Origin of the sequence: Corynebacterium yonathiae (assembly GCF_027570195.1) — a bacterium.
Taxonomy (GTDB): domain Bacteria; phylum Actinomycetota; class Actinomycetes; order Mycobacteriales; family Mycobacteriaceae; genus Corynebacterium; species Corynebacterium yonathiae.
The window spans coordinates 1-16,602 of sequence record NZ_JAKMUZ010000028.1; the positions used below are offsets into that span (position 1 = coordinate 1).

Annotated in this window: 14 protein-coding genes and 2 tRNA genes; 10 read left to right on the top strand and 6 right to left on the bottom strand. The window is 58.3% G+C overall.

Annotated features, from left to right (window positions below):
* Window positions 1–472: 472 nt before the first annotated feature.
* Window positions 473–1,378 (bottom strand): DUF5067 domain-containing protein, encoded by a 906-nt coding sequence (locus L8V22_RS11245; RefSeq protein WP_238802166.1) that lies wholly within the window; start codon window positions 1,376–1,378, stop codon window positions 473–475.
* A 133-nt stretch (window positions 1,379–1,511) separates the two neighbouring features.
* On the opposite strand from L8V22_RS11245, the gene L8V22_RS11250 reads away from it, so the two are divergent.
* The 4 genes from L8V22_RS11250 to L8V22_RS11265 all read left to right on the top strand — a co-directional run bounded on the left by L8V22_RS11250 (window position 1,512) and on the right by L8V22_RS11265 (window position 5,610).
* Window positions 1,512–1,585 (top strand) — tRNA-Ile (locus L8V22_RS11250).
* A 103-nt stretch (window positions 1,586–1,688) separates the two neighbouring features.
* Complete coding sequence (locus L8V22_RS11255) at window positions 1,689–2,744, top strand: trimeric intracellular cation channel family protein (protein ID WP_238802165.1); 1,056 nt, start codon at window positions 1,689–1,691, stop codon at window positions 2,742–2,744.
* Between the two features lie 126 nt (window positions 2,745–2,870).
* Window positions 2,871–4,433 carry a mechanosensitive ion channel family protein gene (locus L8V22_RS11260; protein ID WP_238802164.1) on the top strand — a complete coding sequence of 521 codons (1,563 nt, stop codon included), beginning with the start codon at window positions 2,871–2,873 and terminating at the stop codon, window positions 4,431–4,433.
* 88 nt (window positions 4,434–4,521) lie between these two features.
* Complete coding sequence (locus tag L8V22_RS11265; protein ID WP_238802163.1) at window positions 4,522–5,610, top strand: alkene reductase; 1,089 nt, start codon at window positions 4,522–4,524, stop codon at window positions 5,608–5,610.
* Window positions 5,611–5,756: 146 nt separating this feature from the next.
* Here L8V22_RS11265 and L8V22_RS11270 read toward each other — a convergent pair whose 3' ends face one another.
* On the bottom strand, window positions 5,757–7,448 hold the full coding sequence (locus L8V22_RS11270; RefSeq protein WP_238802162.1) for an alkaline phosphatase D family protein: 1,692 nt from the start codon (window positions 7,446–7,448) through the stop codon (window positions 5,757–5,759).
* Window positions 7,449–7,601: 153 nt separating this feature from the next.
* Here L8V22_RS11270 and L8V22_RS11275 point away from each other — a divergent pair, with 153 nt between their 5' ends.
* Both L8V22_RS11275 and L8V22_RS11280 read left to right on the top strand, forming a co-directional pair.
* Window positions 7,602–8,396 (top strand): serine hydrolase domain-containing protein, encoded by a 795-nt coding sequence (locus L8V22_RS11275; RefSeq protein WP_238802161.1) that lies wholly within the window; start codon window positions 7,602–7,604, stop codon window positions 8,394–8,396.
* A gap of 501 nt (window positions 8,397–8,897) precedes the next feature.
* The gene (locus tag L8V22_RS11280) at window positions 8,898–9,311 is read left to right on the top strand and encodes a hypothetical protein (RefSeq protein WP_238802160.1); all 414 of its coding nucleotides are present in this window, start codon (window positions 8,898–8,900) and stop codon (window positions 9,309–9,311) included.
* 70 nt (window positions 9,312–9,381) lie between these two features.
* On the opposite strand, the gene L8V22_RS11285 is transcribed toward L8V22_RS11280, so the two are convergent.
* The gene (locus tag L8V22_RS11285) at window positions 9,382–10,167 is read right to left on the bottom strand and encodes an HAD-IIA family hydrolase (RefSeq protein WP_238802159.1); all 786 of its coding nucleotides are present in this window, start codon (window positions 10,165–10,167) and stop codon (window positions 9,382–9,384) included.
* The gene (locus tag L8V22_RS11290) at window positions 10,164–10,457 is read right to left on the bottom strand and encodes an acyl carrier protein (RefSeq protein WP_238802158.1); all 294 of its coding nucleotides are present in this window, start codon (window positions 10,455–10,457) and stop codon (window positions 10,164–10,166) included. Before L8V22_RS11290 ends, L8V22_RS11285 begins: the two co-directional genes overlap by 4 nt.
* A gap of 54 nt (window positions 10,458–10,511) precedes the next feature.
* Between L8V22_RS11290 and L8V22_RS11295 the strand changes: the two genes are divergently transcribed.
* Window positions 10,512–11,483 (top strand): alpha/beta fold hydrolase, encoded by a 972-nt coding sequence (locus tag L8V22_RS11295; protein WP_238802157.1) that lies wholly within the window; start codon window positions 10,512–10,514, stop codon window positions 11,481–11,483.
* A gap of 115 nt (window positions 11,484–11,598) precedes the next feature.
* Here L8V22_RS11295 and aceE read toward each other — a convergent pair whose 3' ends face one another.
* Window positions 11,599–14,346 (bottom strand): pyruvate dehydrogenase (acetyl-transferring), homodimeric type, encoded by a 2,748-nt coding sequence (gene aceE, locus L8V22_RS11300; RefSeq protein ID WP_238802156.1) that lies wholly within the window; start codon window positions 14,344–14,346, stop codon window positions 11,599–11,601.
* A gap of 337 nt (window positions 14,347–14,683) precedes the next feature.
* On the opposite strand from aceE, the gene L8V22_RS11305 reads away from it, so the two are divergent.
* Both L8V22_RS11305 and L8V22_RS11310 read left to right on the top strand, forming a co-directional pair.
* On the top strand, window positions 14,684–15,082 hold the full coding sequence (locus L8V22_RS11305; RefSeq protein ID WP_023021130.1) for a DUF3052 domain-containing protein: 399 nt from the start codon (window positions 14,684–14,686) through the stop codon (window positions 15,080–15,082).
* Window positions 15,083–15,150: 68 nt separating this feature from the next.
* Window positions 15,151–15,226: transfer RNA gene (locus tag L8V22_RS11310), tRNA-Val, on the top strand.
* Between the two features lie 137 nt (window positions 15,227–15,363).
* On the opposite strand, the gene L8V22_RS11315 is transcribed toward L8V22_RS11310, so the two are convergent.
* Window positions 15,364–15,642, bottom strand: a complete 279-nt coding sequence (locus L8V22_RS11315) for a hypothetical protein (protein WP_238802155.1) — start codon at window positions 15,640–15,642, stop codon at window positions 15,364–15,366.
* 534 nt (window positions 15,643–16,176) lie between these two features.
* On the opposite strand from L8V22_RS11315, the gene L8V22_RS11320 reads away from it, so the two are divergent.
* The coding region (locus L8V22_RS11320) for a CAP domain-containing protein (protein ID WP_269966550.1) at window positions 16,177–16,602 on the top strand (426 nt) is incomplete at its 3' end.

Genomic DNA, 16,602 nt, shown 5'->3' on the forward strand with positions numbered 1-16,602 from the left:
AATCTAGTGTCGCCATATGTTTCTCCCATCACAGAAAAAGTGACATTAAGGTCAATGTCACTCATGATTCTATGCCGCGGAGAAACCGGAGGTAAATGCAGGGGTAACGTTTGCATTGGGGAGTTGGAACCGCTCTAGGGATGCTCGAATTGTCTCTATAGGCCTTTGGCTTGGTCGCAATGGCAGGTGAGGCTGTGTGCTCTCGGAAGGCCAGATCTGGAAATGGGTCCGTGCTAAGGGGAAGGGAAATGAGAAATCCGCGCTGGCGCGTGGAGAAACACAGCTAAAGTGCTGCTTTGCGCACTACAACAGGTCCCTCCCGTTGGGTACAGGAGGGGCCTGGCTACGCCTGTCAAGTACTGCCTGCCTCAGTGAGAAATAGGCTTGAATTCCTTTCGGGCTTTGTATTTCGGCGGGCTCCGCTTTCTGTATTGGCTAGAACGGGAAATTTACGCGCGTTGTATACGAGCAGTTAATCGAGCTCGAAAGTTTGGCGGCCGATTTCATCTTGGCTAAAGGACTTAGATGCAACAAGGTCCACAGGCGTAGTTAGATCATCGAGCTCGTAGGCTATTGTTCCGGCGACAGTTCCTCCCTTTTTAATCTGTTCAAGCTGAGTATCGGAAGTTTCAGGATCAGTATAAGAACCGAGGTCGAGCTCGTTTACCTTATTCGGATCATTGTCTTGGATGGCGGTAAAGTACACGACAAAGTCGGTGGTGGTTAGGGTTTCATCTGTCTTATTTGTTACGTCATAGTTGAAGACGAGAAGTGGCTTTTCGCCTATTTCATTACCAGGCTCACCGGGCTTGATAACACGGTGATCGGTTATTTCGAATTTGGCGGCTGGAACATCCAGGACTCCATCTTTAAAGGATTGGCTAAAATCTGTGCTCTTTAGCTCTTTAATTGTTGTCGGATCATCCTTCACCTTCTTCATATGTGTGGTGAATTCCTTATCTTCAATCGCGACCTTGAAAGTTAAGGCGTCGTCATCGATAGAGAAATCTTTCTTGTCGGACGAAGCAGCCATCCACTCAGAGGCGGTGGCAACTGTATCGAGGTTTGAGGTAACGGTCTCACCGGATGCGGCGGCTTGAGCATCAAAGGAGCCAATCCAGTAGATCATGCGATTTTCGCCGTTGTCCATGACCCATTCGATGGTGATGACGTCATCGGTGATGCTGGCCTCCATCCAGCCATCTTCAGAAGCGCTGTCCTCTTGCTTCCACGTTCCGATTACGGACTTCGCATCGGCCTGTGCATCGGACGCCGAATTATTGGAGTCGCTTGTCTTTGAGCTGTCACTACCGCTATCCGAGCAGGAGGTAAGCGTGAGAGCAGAGACAAGAATGAGAGAAGAGAGTAGTTTGCGCATAAATAATTTCTACCCTCAGGGGGTAGGAAGCGTACAAATACTCAAAAGGGTAGGGGGGCAAATTGGTCTTTTGAGCCCTATTGACTACTCTTTGGAGAGCGGATCTTCGCCCTTAGTGGCAGTGGCTCCGCGTGGGGCTATAGCTCAGTCGGTTAGAGCTACGGACTCATAATCCGTTGGTCGCGGGTTCGAGCCCCGCTGGCCCCACGGTGATAGGGAGGCGTCGGCAAGCAGTGCCGGCGCCTTTTTGCTAACTGCGCATTTGGGTGTACAGATTGCGCAGGGGCGGGCGGTGAAGTCTAATAACCATATGGTTGAAGTAGATCCGCTCATTGAAGCTCTCTACCGCTGGTCCGATATCAGTGGTGTGCTGCTGATGGGAATTATCGGTGGCACTATGGCGCGCAAGCGTGGCTACGATATCATCGGCTTTTTCTTCATTGCGATGTTCTCGTCTCTAGGCGGCGGCATGGTGCGCGACGTGCTCATTAACCGTGGCACCGTCGCGGCAATGAGCCAGCCGGAATACCTCTACTTGGCCTTTACCGGCGCGCTAATCGCCCGCTTTGTCTACTTCAAAGGCAAGACCTGGGATTATCTGCAAGCGCATGGCGACGCCATCGTATCCGGTCTCTGGGCCGCTACCGGCGCCGTGAAGGCCATCACCTATGGGCTGCCGCTGATTCCATGCATCATGATGGGCGTGTTTACCGCCACGGGTGGATCGATGATTCGTGACATCGTGATGGGGCGAGAGCCGAGCGTCTTTGGTGATAACCAGCCGACGGTTATCCCAGCCGTTGCCTGCGCTGTCATCGTCTTGGTTGGCCACCATTTCGACATGATGGCAGTGGGCATGATTATTGGGCCGTTGGTCTCCATCTTCTTGGCACTGCTGGGCATTTGGGCCGGGTGGCGCGTGCCGGCCTATCAGGATTGGGCGCCGATTAATCACACTGCCGCCCAGGTGAAGGTGTTGGCCAAGAAAGCCGAAAATAAGAGCCGTGCAGTGGGGCGTCGCCTAGAGCCGCACCGCCTACGTTCTTGGCGTCACCGCCAGATGGAGGCAGCGCTGCAGCGCCGCATCGAAAAGGAAGTACGATCCGGCAAGCGGCGCAAGGAAGCCGCCGCGGAGGCCAGCGAGTTTATGGAGTCCTTCGAGTCTGATGTGGATCAGCTCAGCGCGGTCATGCCGGAAACCGATGATACGGACTTCGGCGTGGACCTCACCGGTGACTCCTATAACGAGGAGGAACAGGCCTCTAACGAGGAATCGCAGCGCCTGCTCGATGCCATTTTGGAAGATGACAAGCTTACCGATGAGCTCATTGATCGCCTCATGAAGCGCTATAACTCTCGTGATTAGGGACTGGTTCAGCGCGTAGCAGCTAGGCGGCTAAGTGTCCTACCGCGCTTGGGCCAGTGGGCACTTGCACGGTTGCTGGCAGCCAACTGGCATCCAGTTTTCAGGCGCGCGCCCTAATCTAGAGGAATGAACCTGAAGTATTACTTCTACGAGCTGTGGAGCATCTTCGTTGACCACGGCTTACCACTTATCGCGCTGCTGCTGATCGGTATTTTGATCCCGCGCATCGGCAGGCTGGCGATCCGCATCATGGAGCGCCGCCTTGATGAAGAGGAAGAGGCCACCAAGGCCCGCCTAGCTTTGACTGGTGCATTGGTCTACATCGTGCAGGCGGTGGCGTACTTCCTCATCATTTGGGCCGCGCTGACCAATATCGGTGTGCCCGCGGTAGGCGCGGCGGTGCCGGCGACGATAGTTTCGGCCGCTGTGGGCTTTGGCGCCCAGTCCATCATTGCGGATTTTCTCTCCGGCTTTTTCATCCTGTCGGAAAAGCAATTTGGTGTGGGCGATTACGTCAGCTTTGATGGCGTGACCGACGTGGAAGGTACCGTGGTGATGCTGACTTTGCGCACCACTAAGGTGCGCACGCCTACTGGTGAGTTGGTCACCGTTCCTAATAGCTCGGCCGGTGCGGTAACAAACTATTCCCAAGAATGGTCGCGCGCTGTGGTCAACTTCGACGTGCCCGTGCAAGAAGGCGAGACCTTACCGGAGATCACGCGCCGGGTGCGCACCATCTCCGAGCAGGCAATTCGCGAGCCATCCATTGCCGTGGATGTCAACGGTGAGCTGGAGGTGCTGCCGGCCACCCAGCTGGTTGCCCCGCAGGCCGCCGGCCAGTCCTGGCACGTGACCTACCGCGTGCTGGTCACTGTTAATCCCGCCCGCCAGTGGGCAGTGGAGCGCGCCATCCGCTCGGCGCTGCTCGCGGAATTCTGGGACCACTACAACGTGGCCGACTTGGACGAAATCCAGCGCCCGCTGACCCCACCGCAGGGAAATACCGCGGCTCAGGAATCCGTCAAAGATGCTTCTGCAGCAGGGGAGGGCTCCCGACCCGACTCCCAGCCGGCGCAAGCTGCAGCGAATAAACCCGCCGAGGTAGATGGCCCAGATAGCGATGGCCCCGGAAGGCCCGCGCTGCCTGATGATGACGATCAAGACCCCGAGGCGTCCCGAGGCGTCTGGCGAGAGCTGGAGACTAATACCAAATTCCAGAAGATGGCCACCTTTGGTGGCCGGGTCCGCGCCTCCACTACGGGTCTTGTCCTCGCGCTGCTGGTTGTGGGTGCCTTGACTTTGGCCTCGAGCAACCCCGAAAACGCGGACGCCGGCTGGCTCTCGCCTGAACACTGGCGCGATAGCGGCGAGGAGACTTCCTCCTCGCAGCTTTCCGACGCCCCCTCTACCGACCCCACACCCGAAACCACCGAGACCGGCACGACCTACGAGCCGACGGAGGATGGCGCTGCCGCCACCGAGACCGCCAACCCGCAAGGCACCGATGGTGCCGGGCCGACCGATAGTCCTGCCGGTGACGGCCAGGGAACGGGCGCTACCGGTAATGCCTCGCCGGCCCCGAGCGCCGCCAATGGCACCGCTACTGCGCCTGATGCCGGCGACGGCACCCAAGCGTCTGGAACTGCTGGCAGCACAGGTGTGGCGATACCCGCTGAACCCCGCCAGTAAGGTTGGCTCTCTGCGTTGAGCCGGCTCGTCCACCGCTCCTTATTGGCGGAGATGAAATAGCGCAGAGCGGCTATGCGTTGCGCTAAGCATGACATCACTTTTCGAACCACTGGAACTTGGCCGATACACGTTAGATAATCGCGTGACCATGGCGGCGCTGACCCGCCAGCGCGCAGGCGAAAGCGGTGTGCCTACCGAGCTGCACCAGAAGTACTACTCGCAACGTGCCACGGCCGGGCTGGTCGTCACGGAAGGAACCTTCCCGGCGTGGACCAACCGCGCATTCCCCGGCCAGGCAGGCATTGCCACCGAGGAACAGGCAGAAGGCTGGCGCGCGGTGGCAGACCGAGTCCACGAGGCCGGCGGAACCTTGTTCATGCAGATCATGCACGGTGGCCGCACCAGCCACCCAGATCTGATTGGCGGTGCAGATCCAGAGGCTCCGAGCTCCTTCGATTGGGGCGGAACCGTGCGTGGCTTTTCCGGCAAAATGCCGGCGCCGGTCCCGCGCGAGCTGAAGACCGAGGAGCTGCCGCGCATTGTGGAGGAATTCCGTCAGGGCGCGCGCCGGGCTATCGACGCCGGCGTCGACGGCGTGGAAATCCACAACGCGAATGGCTACCTGCTGCATGAGTTCATGGCGGCTTCGTCCAATAAGCGCGAGGATGAATTTGGCGGCAGCCCGGAAAACCGCTGGCGCCTGCCGGAAATGGTCATCCGCGCCGTGGCGGAGGAAATCGGCGCCGACCGCGTGGGCGTGCGGTTCTCGCCGGCGCATAATGTGCAGGAGGTCATCGAGGATGACCAGGACGACATGCTGGCCACCTACGGCGGACTGCTCGATGCCCTGGCACCGCTGAACCTGGCCTACGTATCCCTGCTACACGGCGAGCCGGAAAGCGAGCTTATCGCCACGCTGGCGCAAAAGGCCCGCGCAAATGGCGTGACCAAGGTGCTGATGAATGATGGCTTCCCCACGGTAACTTCTAAGGGAGATGCGCAGCGTGAAATCGAGCTGGACTACGTTGATGCCGCAGTGGTGGGCCGCCAGCTCATTGCCAACCCGGACTTGGTGCGCCGTTGGCGCGAGGGCTTGGAGCTTAACGAGCCGGATCAGGATACGTTCTACCTGGGCGGCGAGCGCGGCTACATCGACTATAAATATGCCGCGGACTAGGGAAGAATCCGCGGCATAAAGGGGGCCAGAGGCCGGCGAGTGATAGGTAGTGAAATTCCCCAGAGAGAGGGTATTTCACTATGACTATCGAAGGTGTACTACCCGGTCGTTAACAACAAGTATCTGTCATGTGACAGAACTTACAACTATTTGGTGTAGCCCTCACCCGGGCGCCAGGTCATGGTTACGGCCTCGCGAACCGGGGACTTGGCGGTGAGCAGGTTATCCACGCGCAGCCAGTGCATTTCCGCCGAATCCGGGCGCACGGTAACAAAGCTATAGCCATGGTGGTCTAGGTCCACGTGGCGGGTGTGCGGGTTGGCACCCAGCAGGTAGCGCTGGGCAAGCTTGGAAAGCTCGTTGCCTTCCGGCAGTTTAAGCTGCTCGTTAACATTTGGCGCAGAAACGGAGGCGCAGACCATCTCAGCGCCGAAGATGCGGCCATCCTTGCTGATATTATGCGCCCACTCGGAGTGGATATCGCCGGTGACAAAGAGGGTGTGGGAATCGTGCTTGGAAAGGGCGTCGATAAGCAGGCGGCGCTCTGCAGAGTAACCATCCCACTGGTCGCCATTGACCGGAATGCCGGTGATATTGGAAGACAGTGAAGAAGAAACCGGCTTGGTCTTGTCATCCCTTTGCAGGGTGGCCAGGTTCATGGGGGAGAACATGACGGAATTGCCCAGCATATTCCACTTGGCAGAAGAGGTTTCAATCTTATTGAGCAGCCAATTGTACTGCTCGGAGCCTAGCATCGTGCGGCCTTCTGCGGCCATCTTGCGCGGGCCGAAACGCACCTGTTCATCGCGGTAGGTGCGCAGATCCATCATGGTCAGCTCCACCAGGTCACCAAAAGTTAGGCTGCGGTAGAGGTGGCCTTGCTCGGACGGGTTGGTTGCACGCACCGGCATCCATTCAAAGTAGGCTTGCATCGCGGCCTTGCGACGGTCCAGGAAAGCGCCCTCCTCGCCTTCGGTGTGGTTTTCGGCGCCCTCGCGCCAGTTATCGTTGGCCACCTCGTGGTCGTCCCAGACCACAACCCACGGCAGCGCACCGTGTGCGGCTTGCAGGTTCTCATCAGTGCGGTAGCGGCCAAGGCGGATGCGGTAGTCCTCCAGCGAGATAATCTCGTGCGCTGGGTGGTGCAGACGCACCGGGCCATTACCTGCGTATTCGCGCTGTGGGTACTCGTAGATATAGTCGCCCAAGAAGATCATATAATCCAGCTGGTCGGCGCGGCCGCGCTGGGCAATATCGCCATAGGCGTTGAAGAATCCAGACTCCCAGTTCGCACAGCTGGCCACGCCGAAGGTGAGCTCTTCCGGGGAGGCGCTCAGCGCCGGGGCGGTTTTGGTGCGGCCGACGGGCGAGTACTTATCCTGCGCCTTAAAGCGGTAAAAGTACACTGTCTCCGGCTCCAGCCCGTGCGGGTCCACGTGCACAGTGTGGTCTTGGTTGGCATTGGTAGTCACTTCGCCCCGCTCGACGACGTCCCCGAATCCCTCATCCTTGGCAATTTCCCACTCCACCTGCGTGGCCTCGCCCAAGCCGGATCCCGGCATGGCATCGGCTTCCGGGGTCACGCGCGTCCACAAGATGACCGAATCCGGGATAGGATCACCCGAGGCTACGCCGTGGAGGAAGGGGCGCTCACCCAGCTTGGGTTCGACCATGTGCTGCTCCACGCGCGGCGAGAGGCTGCTTTGTGCATTGGCGGTATTACCGGCGGCGGTGGATAGGGCGATGGCCACACCCGCGGTGCCGGTGGTTTGCAGGAAGCGGCGGCGGTTGACGTTTTCGCGGGCAGAAGCGGATTGATTCTGAGAATTATTAGGCATGACTTAAAGCTTTGTCATGTTTGCTGCCTGTGCAAGCGGTTTCTGGCCAATTACATAAAGAGTTCTTTTTGTCTTAACTGGAGGTTTACTTCCTTGCCCCCTCGCCCTTATGCTCCGGCCCCTAGACGATCCTGTCTCAGTAGGCTGTAGGGCATGAGTGAATTTAGCCAGATCAGCCAGTGGCCCGCCGATGCGGTAGCCGGAGCCCTACTACACCGCGGCGAGGTGAAAGAAACGGTAGGCGATACCGCGCGTGAGTTTCCGGTGGCATCGGTGACCAAGCTGGTCGCGGCCTATGGCGTGATGCTGGCTGTGGAAGAAGGCGCGGTGGAGTTGGAGCAGCCGGCCGGTCCGGAGGGCTCGACCCTGGAGCATCTGCTTGCGCACGCCTCCGGCATTTCTTTTGATTCCCGGAAGCCACAGAAGCCGGTAGGCGAGCGCCGCATCTATTCCTCCTCCGGTTATGAGTGGGCCGCGGATACCGTGGCAGAAGCTACGGGCATGGACTTTGCCGAATACCTACGCGAAGGCGTTTTGGCCCCGCTGGGCATGAATTCCACTCGGCTCGAAGGCTCGACCGGCCACGGATTGGTCTCCACGGTGGAGGACTTGGCGGCCTTTGCTGCGGAAATTCAAGACCCGCAGTTGCTGCACCCATCCACCGTGGCCGATATGCGCCGTGTCCATTTCGGTGGCCTGCGCGGCATTGTCCCGGGTTACGGCAGCTTTAAAGATTGCACCTGGGGCCTTGGTTTTGAAATCCACGGCGACAAAGACCACTGGATGGGTGCCCTGCCTGCCGACGCCGTCGGGCACTTCGGCATGTCCGGCACCTACCTCTGGGTCGCCGGCGAGTATGCCATGGTCGCGCTTACGAGCCGCGATTTTGGCGAATGGTGCAAGCCCCTCTGGCACGATACGAACACCGCCATCTGGAACTCCTTATAGTCTGTCGAACTCGGCGGAGCTGGCCCCTCCAGTGCGCTAGCTCGTGTCTTTTGCTTTTATCGGGGGAGCAGCGCGGTGGAAAGCTCCCCCGTGGAAGAGGGAAAATTCGGGGATTTTTGTGCAGCGGGAGCCTTAAAGCGTAGGTTCGCGGCGTGACTGCAAAGCGCCGTGTTTATGGGTAAGCCGAATGGGGCTTTCACACGCATGAGCAGGATCTCTGCTGAAGAGTGTAGAGCGAGTCTAGAAAGTTCACAGAATAACCCAAGTTTCACATTTGCAACATTAGTTTCACCTGCAACTTTAACCCCAGTCTGTACCTGAGGTTGAGGTTTAGCGAACGGGGGTTGAAGTGAATGTTGAGGGTTGTAGGGGGAGGTGTGACGCAGGAAAATTGTGTGCAGACGCATCAGACAGTTCGTTGGGGAAGACGAAGCTCGTCTTGCATCGCGCCCGGTCGGCAGGCCTGGTGCGGTGGTGATCTATGTCGAGGGAGAATCGGCTATGAATACGTGCGTTAACCCTGCGCCGGTTGAACAGCCGGCCTCCACCTCCGCGTGGCCCTCCGTCAACGGTGGCGCCACCGTGGTCACCGGTGTGTTGAAAATTTCCGGGATGCCGCGCAAGCTGCGCTCGGAGATTGAACACGCCATGGATCGGTGCATCCGTACCGAATCGGAATTTATCATTCCGGGCGACGACCCACTGACCGCGCAGTGGTGCACACGCTGGTTCCGGGATGGGCTTTCCGTCGCGGCGCTTGCCCAAGGCGGCAGCGCCTGCGCCCGCGCAGGCAGCGGTATTGGCTGCCATCAGGTGCTTACCGGCACGCGCGAAGAGCTAGACGCGCTAGATTGCGTGGTGCGCTACCTCGCACAGCGCCACGGCTTCACCGCGGGCGTGCGTCTGCCACAGTAAGCGCAAAAGGGGCTGGCCAGCCTATGCTGGGTCAGCCCCTTTTGCTGCTGCGGCGAGGTTGCTGCGCGACTTAGTTATCCTCGGCGAATGGATCGAGGATCTTATCGGGCAGTTCGGCCACGGATTTCAGCACAGCAGAAGGGCGGTAGGGGTAGCGAGAAATCTCTCGGTCATCAGAAATTCCGGAGCGCACCAAAACCGTACGCATGCCCGCCTCGAGGCCTGCCTTGACGTCTGTATCCATGCGGTCACCAATCATTACGGTGTGCTCTGAGTGTGCGCCAATATGATTGAGTGCCGAGCGCATCATGACCGGGTTGGGCTTGCCCACGTAATAAGGCTCACGGTCGGTGGCGGCGGTAATCAGTGCGGCCACAGCGCCGGTGGCCGGAAGTACACCCTCTGGGGCCGGGCCGGTGACATCCGGGTTGGTGGCGATAAAACGAGCACCATTGCGGATGAGGTTGATCGCGTTGGTAATGGCTTCAAAAGAATAGGTGCGGGTCTCACCAAGCACCACGAAGTCTGGATCATCGTTGGTGAGGATCCAGCCGGCCTCGTGCATGGCGGTGGTAAGGCCGGATTCGCCCACCACATAGGCCTTGCTGGAGCTTACCTGGCTGGAAAGGAAGTTCGCGGTCGCGGTGGCGGAAGTCCAGATGCGCTCGGCAGGAATATCCAAGCCGGTATTGCGAAGGCGGGCGGATAGGTCCCGCGGGGTGGACATGGAGTTATTAGTCAGCACCATGTACTCGATGTCATTGTCTTTGAGTGCTTGGATAAATTTATCGGCGCCAGGGATCATCTCGCCTTCTTTGATGAGTACGCCGTCCATATCTGATAGATAGGAAATCATTGGTGATCCTCCACATACTCGGCGATATCGCCGATGGTTTCGCAGTTGAGCATCGTCTCCTCAGAAAATCGCACCTGGAAGGCCTCCTCCGCGCGCACGGTCAGCTCCACCAGTTCGAGCGACTCCACGCCTATATCCTTTAGACGCGTCTCTCGGCCCAAGTCTTCCTCGATACCGGTGACCTTGTTAATTAGCGCGATGAGCTGGCTGAGTGTATCGCGTTCCGGTTCCTTTTCCGGCGCGCTCGCGTTGAACTTTGCCTGCAATTGGGCACTGAGGTCGTTTGCCATGACCACCAGTCTAGTATTGATTCCGTTATGCCATTGAGAAAACGATCTTCCGTTGTGGCGCGTAGCTGGCTTAAACGCCTGCGCCCCTCGCACCGCGCCGAATTAGAAAAGCTCTACGGCGGATTGCATGATCCTTCCACCGAGCCTGGGCTTACCCAGATCAGCGCTTCGGGCACCGTAGACCACGACGGCCTAGACATCGCCTGGTATGAGATTGGCCAGGCGGATGCTCCGGTGACGGTGGTATTCATCCACGGCTATTGCCTATCCGCGGAAGCCTATTATGACCAGGCCAACTACCTGCGGGGTCGCAATGCACGTGCGCTCTTGGTGGATCTTCGCGGGCACGGCCAGTCCTCCACGGTCGCCCCAGAAGAGTGCACCGTCGATACGGCCGCTAACGACGTCCTCGCCGTTATTCGTGAGCGCGCTCCGCGCGGCAAACTGGTCATCGTCGGCCATTCCCTAGGCGGAATGGTTGCCTTAAACCTCATTCGCCGTGCCCCCGTTGAGGTTTATGAACGCATCAAGGGCGCGCTGCTGATTTCTACTTCCATGCGCCGTTTTGCGGCCAAAGGCGTAGCGCAGATCCTGCAATCGAAATCTCTGCATGCGCTCTACCGCCTGTGTTTGCGCCTGCCCGGACGCGTCGATAGTGCTCGCTTTGAAATAGCGCGCTTTATCGCCCCACTTTTTGCCGTGACCCTGGCCGGCTTTCCCCAGATGGAGAAGCTGCAATTTCACGTTGCCATGCTTCTTGATACCCCCTTGGCCTCCTATTCCGGCTTCTTCGACGACCTTTTGGAACACGCTGAATACGGCGCTGCAGAAAGGTTGGCACAGCTTCAAGGCGAGGTGGTGGTCGGAACCGCCGATATTGTCACCCCGCGTTCACAATCCGAAGTGCTCTGTGAGCATTGGCCCGCCGCGAACATGCAGACGGTGGATGGCTCCGGGCACATGGTGATCCTCGAGGACCCTGAGGCTATCTCCGCGGCCCTTGGTCGCGTTCTTGATGCGATTTAGAACGACCGAATGCATAGGTCCGTACTACGGGCACGCAAAAGGCGCCGCGGCGGGGAGGCCGGCGGCGCCTTTCGTATAGCGCGTGGCGCGAGTCTAGCCCGCACCGATGTGGGGATTAGTCCTCGATGTGGGTGGTAGCGGTCGGATCATCCAACTTGAAATCCTTGGCTGCCTTCTCCACAACGGAGCGCTCAATCTTGCCCTCGCGAGCTAGGCCGTCGAGTACTGCGACCACGATGGACTCGGCATCGATGTTGAAGTAGCGACGTGCGCCCTCGCGGGTATCGGAGAAGCCGAAGCCGTCCGCACCCAGGGTGATGTAGGTACCCGGGACGTATGGGCGGATCTGCTCCTGCAGCTCGGTGGTGAAGTCAGAGACACCAACGAACGGACCCTCGTAGCCCTTGAGCTGGGAGGTAGCAAATGCCTCGCTCGGCTCCTCGCCCTTGCGCAGGGCTTCCTTGTTGCGGCGGGCGCCGTCGCGGGCCAGCTCGTTCCAGGAGGTGACGGAGAAAATGGAGGCCTTGACATCGAAGTCGTCGGCAAGCAGCTGCTGTGCGCGCAGCGCCTCGTGCACGCCCACACCGGAAGCCAAGATATTGGCGGCAATGGAGCCGCCCTCTGCGGTGTTGAAGTGGTAAATGCCCTTGTGCAGGCCCTCCACGTCCAGGTTCTCCGGCTCAGCAGGCTGCTGGACGGGCTCATTGTAGACGGTGAGGTAGTACATGATGGCCTCGTTGTCCTTGCCATACATGCGCTCAATACCGCGGGTTACCAAGTGAGCAACCTCGTAGCCGAAGGCCGGGTCATAAGAAACCACGGCCGGGTTGGTAGCGGCTAGGACAGGGGAGTGGCCGTCCATGTGCTGCAGGCCCTCACCGGTCAGGGTGGTGCGGCCGGCGGTAGCACCAATGATGAAGCCGCGGCCCATCTGGTCACCTGCTGCCCAGAAAGCATCGCCGGTGCGCTGGAAGCCGAACATCGAGTAGAAGATGTACAGCGGAATCATGGCCTCGCCCTGGGTGGCGTAGGACGTTGCCGCAGCGGTAAAGGAAGCAGCGGCGCCGGCCTCAGAAATGCCCTCGTGCATAATCTGGCCATCGGTGGCCTCGCGGTAGGAGAGCATCAGGTCATGGTCAACCGGCACGTAGTTCTGACCGCGTGGGTTCCAAATCTTCATAGTCGGGAACCAGGAGTCCATACCAAAGGTGCGGGCCTCATCCGGAATGATCGGCACGACGCGCTTGCCCAGCTCCTTGTTGCGCATAATTTCCTTGAAGGTGCGCACCAAGGCCATGGTGGTGGCTACTTCCTGCTTGCCAGAGCCCTTGCGTACGGAGCGCAGCTTATCCAGCGCCGGTGCCTCCAGCGGGGTGAAGTCCTCGCGGCGCTCCGGCAGGAAGCCGCCGAGCTCTTTACGACGCTCCAGCATGTACTTGATCTCCGGGGAGTCCTTGCCCGGGTGGTAGTACGGCGGCAGGTACGGATCCTTTTCCAGCTCTGCATCGGAGAACGGAATCTCCTGCTTATCGCGGAAGCGCTTCAGATCATCCAGGGTCAGCTTCTTCATCTGGTGGGTAGCGTTGCGGCCCTCGAAGTTGTGGCCCAAGCCGTAGCCCTTAATGGTGTGCGCCAGGATGACGGTTGGCTTGCCAGTGCCCTTGTTCTCCAGCGCGCGAGCGTAGGCGGCGTAGACCTTGCGGTAGTCGTGGCCGCCGCGGCGCAGTGCCCAAATCTCATCATCGGACATGTCCTCTACCAGCTTGGCCGTGCGCTCATCGCGGCCGAAGAAGTGCTCGCGCACATAGGCGCCGTCGTTGGCCTTGAAGGTCTGGTAGTCACCGTCGGAGGTGGTGTTCATGACGTTGACCAGGGCACCCTCGGTGTCCTTTTCCAGCAGCTTGTCCCAGCCGCGACCCCAAATAACCTTGATGACCTCCCAGCCGGCACCGCGGAAGAAGGACTCCAGCTCCTGAATGATCTGGGTATTACCGCGAACCGGGCCATCGAGGCGCTGCAGGTTGCAGTTGACCACGAAGGTGAGGTTATCCAGCTCGTAGAGCGACGCGATCTGCAGTAGGCCACGAGATTCTGGCTCGTCCATCTCTCCATCGCCCAAGAAAGCCCACACGTGCTGTTTGGAGGTGTCCTTGATGCCGCGGGTCTCCAGGTACTTATTAAAGCGTGCCTGGTAGATGGCGTTAATCGGGCCCAAGCCCATGGACACAGTGGGGAACTCCCAGAACCAAGGCATCAGGCGTGGGTGCGGGTAGGACGGCAGTCCTTCGCCTTCGCCGCGGGAGACTTCCTGGCGGAAGCCATCCAGATCCTTCTCTGTCAGGCGGCCTTCCATGAACGCGCGTGCGTACATGCCCGGTGAGGCGTGGCCCTGGAAGAAGACCTGGTCGCCGCCAGAAGGATCATCCTTGCCCTTGAAGAAGTGGTTCAAGCCCACCTCATAGAGCGGAGCAGCACCCGCATAGGTGGAGATGTGGCCGCCTACGCCAATGCCTGGGCGCTGTGCGCGGTGCACCATGATGGCCGCGTTCCAGCGGATCCAGCGGCGGTAGCGCTTTTCCAATTCCTCGTCACCAGGAAACTCTGGTTCCATGGTGGTCGGGATGGTGTTGACGAAGTCAGTGGACGTCAACGAAGGCAGCTCAACACGCTTAGCCGTAGCGCGCTCGAGCAGGCGCAGCATCAGGTAGCGTGCGCGCTCCGGATCGGAGTGGTCCAGCAGACCATCGAGGGAGTCCATCCACTCGCGGGTTTCTTCTGGATCATTATCGTGAAGATACGATGCAACGCCGTCGCGGATGAGCGGGAAGTTGGAGTCGCCCTTGGTGGCGTCCTTCTCGGCCATTTAAACCTCCTGTATAGGGTCTGCACAGTTTGTCTCCTAGGATACGCGCTCACAGATCCGCAGTCGTTGTGAAGTCCGACTTAAGGGGACGTGCGGTATGTTACATCGTCATAACCAGTATCTTTGCAAAGTTTATTGGGGTAAAAGAGGGTAGTTTGCTAACTCTGCGGAGCCAGCTGCACTAGGCGGTAGGGCCTGCAAAATGGGGGAATTGCGCCCCTTAGGCGGGTAAAAGAGGCTGGTGGGCGTTAAAATGTTTCTATTAAGCCGCGATTTACCCGCAGGGAGCGGGGGATGCGCGGCCCGGACATTCACCAAATTAGGAAGGAAATGCATAGTGGCTGACGCTGCAGTCAAGCTCGGAATCAAGGAAGGGCAAATCGCCCTAGAGCTTGGTTGGGACGAAGATTGCGATACCGCGATCTCTGAATCGATCGAAGCCGTGCTCGGCGATGATTTCTTGGAAGAAGAAAATGACGAGCTGTGCGATGTAGTCCTTCTTTGGTGGCGTGACGAAGATGGCGACCTTGTGGATGGACTGGTTGACGCGAGCCGTCCGCTGGCCGATAACGGCGCGGTCTGGCTGCTTACCCCAGGTGCCGGAAAGCCTGGCACCGTAGAGCCAGGGCTCATTTCTGAGTCCGCTCAGCTGGCCGGCCTGGTGCAGACCAAGGCAGAGCGCCTAGGTGAGTGGCAAGGCTCTTGCTTGGTGCAGCGCGGTTACACCAAGAAGTAGGGCTTTACCTGCCGATTTGTGTTGCTTGAGCGACCTGCGCTACTGTTTCTAACAGCGCAAGAGCGCATGCGGCTTTAGCTCAGCTGGAAGAGCAATTGGTTTACACCCAATAGGTCGGGGGTTCGATCCCCTCAGGCCGCACCAGGTCAGGCCCCCTTTCCGAGAAATCGGAGAGGGGGCCTTACTCAATTCCACGACCACTAGAATCCGCCCTTTGGGGTAGGTATAAGTAATCCCCCAATGGCCGTTGGTTTGACCAGAGGGGGAAGGCAAAGTTTATTTTACTTGCCGTTATTAAGACCAAATAGGCCGCCTAGACCATTGAGGGTGTCGACAATGCCCTTGGCGGTTTCTACTCCCTTCTTGGCGTTGTCTAGTTGCATGCCGGTGATTTCGGCTTGCTCCTTTGGGTCCTTCTTGGTTGGGGCTTTTTGGTCTAGGAAGAAGCCTGGGTCGATGTTGGTGGTGGCGGGGGTGGTTTCGTCTGCGAATGCGGTGGGGGTGATGGTGGTTGCTGCGAGTGCAGCTGCTGCAATCCCTAGGGTGAGTTTGCGTTTCATGGTGACTCCTTGTTGGTCGTTGTTCAGTTTGAACACCCTTAATATAGCCTGAACAAATTTGATGTGTAAAGGTTGAATTTGATTAAGTTCTTGCGAAGTGCGGAACATTTCGGGGGTTCTTTTGAGTGTTGATTATTTTATAGTGCAGTTTTCGTGCTTGGGCTATTGGCCGGGGATGGGGTCGGGAGTTTCACGTTAAGGCTGTGAGGTGGTGGTTTCACTCTTTTGTTTCTGGCTTATGTTTAGTGGTTCTCTTGTTTTGGGGCACCCCTAGTTATTGGAAGGGGGAGGGGCTTGGTTTTGGTGCGGGGGCAAATTCGGGGGTGGATGGAAACAGGTGGAAATCGCATATTGTGGTCGAAGCCACTTCAAAACTTAGAAGTACCTTAAAATTCACAGATCAAACAATATTTATACGATAAGTATTATAAGAAAACTTCTCACAGGTGGAAAAGGTCAGAAAAGCGCCTATTCTGGGTGCCGAGGGAAAGTGAAAACCATCCCCAACATTCTCTCATTGCAGAAAGGCACACAATGCTCACTCTGAAACCAGCAAAATTCGCCACACCTATCGCGGTTACAATAGCCCTCATCGCAGGAGGCATCGCAGCACCAGCACAAGCCCAAACAACATCCGCTAACCTCAGCAGCGACATCGAAACCACTAACGACCATTCCTCCCAAGCCTCCAGCAAAGCCAGCAGCAAAGAACCAAATGCCGTACGAGCAGAATCCATTTACATCTACACCAACGGTGTACGCATAGTCAACGGCCGCAAACCAGTACGCAGAAGCCCAGCCCTTAACCACCTCTCCCAAGACTGGGCAGACCACCTAGCCCAAGAGGGCGAACTACAACACCGCCCCAATCACTGGGAATACTATCCCTCTAGCATTCCGGCAGGCGGAGAAAACGTACTCCAAGCATGGGACGACTATTCCAACGCTCAGCTAGTTAAA

Bases quoted from the DNA above. Each gene is read 5' to 3' on its own strand.
- L8V22_RS11245 (WP_238802166.1), bottom strand. From the start codon at position 1,378: ATGCGCAAACTACTCTCTTCTCTCATTCTTGTCTCTGCTCTCACGCTT.
- L8V22_RS11255 (WP_238802165.1), top strand. From the start codon at position 1,689: ATGGTTGAAGTAGATCCGCTCATTGAAGCTCTCTACCGCTGGTCCGAT.
- L8V22_RS11260 (WP_238802164.1), top strand. From the start codon at position 2,871: ATGAACCTGAAGTATTACTTCTACGAGCTGTGGAGCATCTTCGTTGAC.
- L8V22_RS11265 (WP_238802163.1), top strand. From the start codon at position 4,522: ATGACATCACTTTTCGAACCACTGGAACTTGGCCGATACACGTTAGAT.
- L8V22_RS11270 (WP_238802162.1), bottom strand. From the start codon at position 7,448: ATGCCTAATAATTCTCAGAATCAATCCGCTTCTGCCCGCGAAAACGTC.
- L8V22_RS11275 (WP_238802161.1), top strand. From the start codon at position 7,602: ATGAGTGAATTTAGCCAGATCAGCCAGTGGCCCGCCGATGCGGTAGCC.
- L8V22_RS11280 (WP_238802160.1), top strand. From the start codon at position 8,898: ATGAATACGTGCGTTAACCCTGCGCCGGTTGAACAGCCGGCCTCCACC.
- L8V22_RS11285 (WP_238802159.1), bottom strand. From the start codon at position 10,167: ATGATTTCCTATCTATCAGATATGGACGGCGTACTCATCAAAGAAGGC.
- L8V22_RS11290 (WP_238802158.1), bottom strand. From the start codon at position 10,457: ATGGCAAACGACCTCAGTGCCCAATTGCAGGCAAAGTTCAACGCGAGC.
- aceE (WP_238802156.1), bottom strand. From the start codon at position 14,346: ATGGCCGAGAAGGACGCCACCAAGGGCGACTCCAACTTCCCGCTCATC.
- L8V22_RS11315 (WP_238802155.1), bottom strand. From the start codon at position 15,642: ATGAAACGCAAACTCACCCTAGGGATTGCAGCAGCTGCACTCGCAGCA.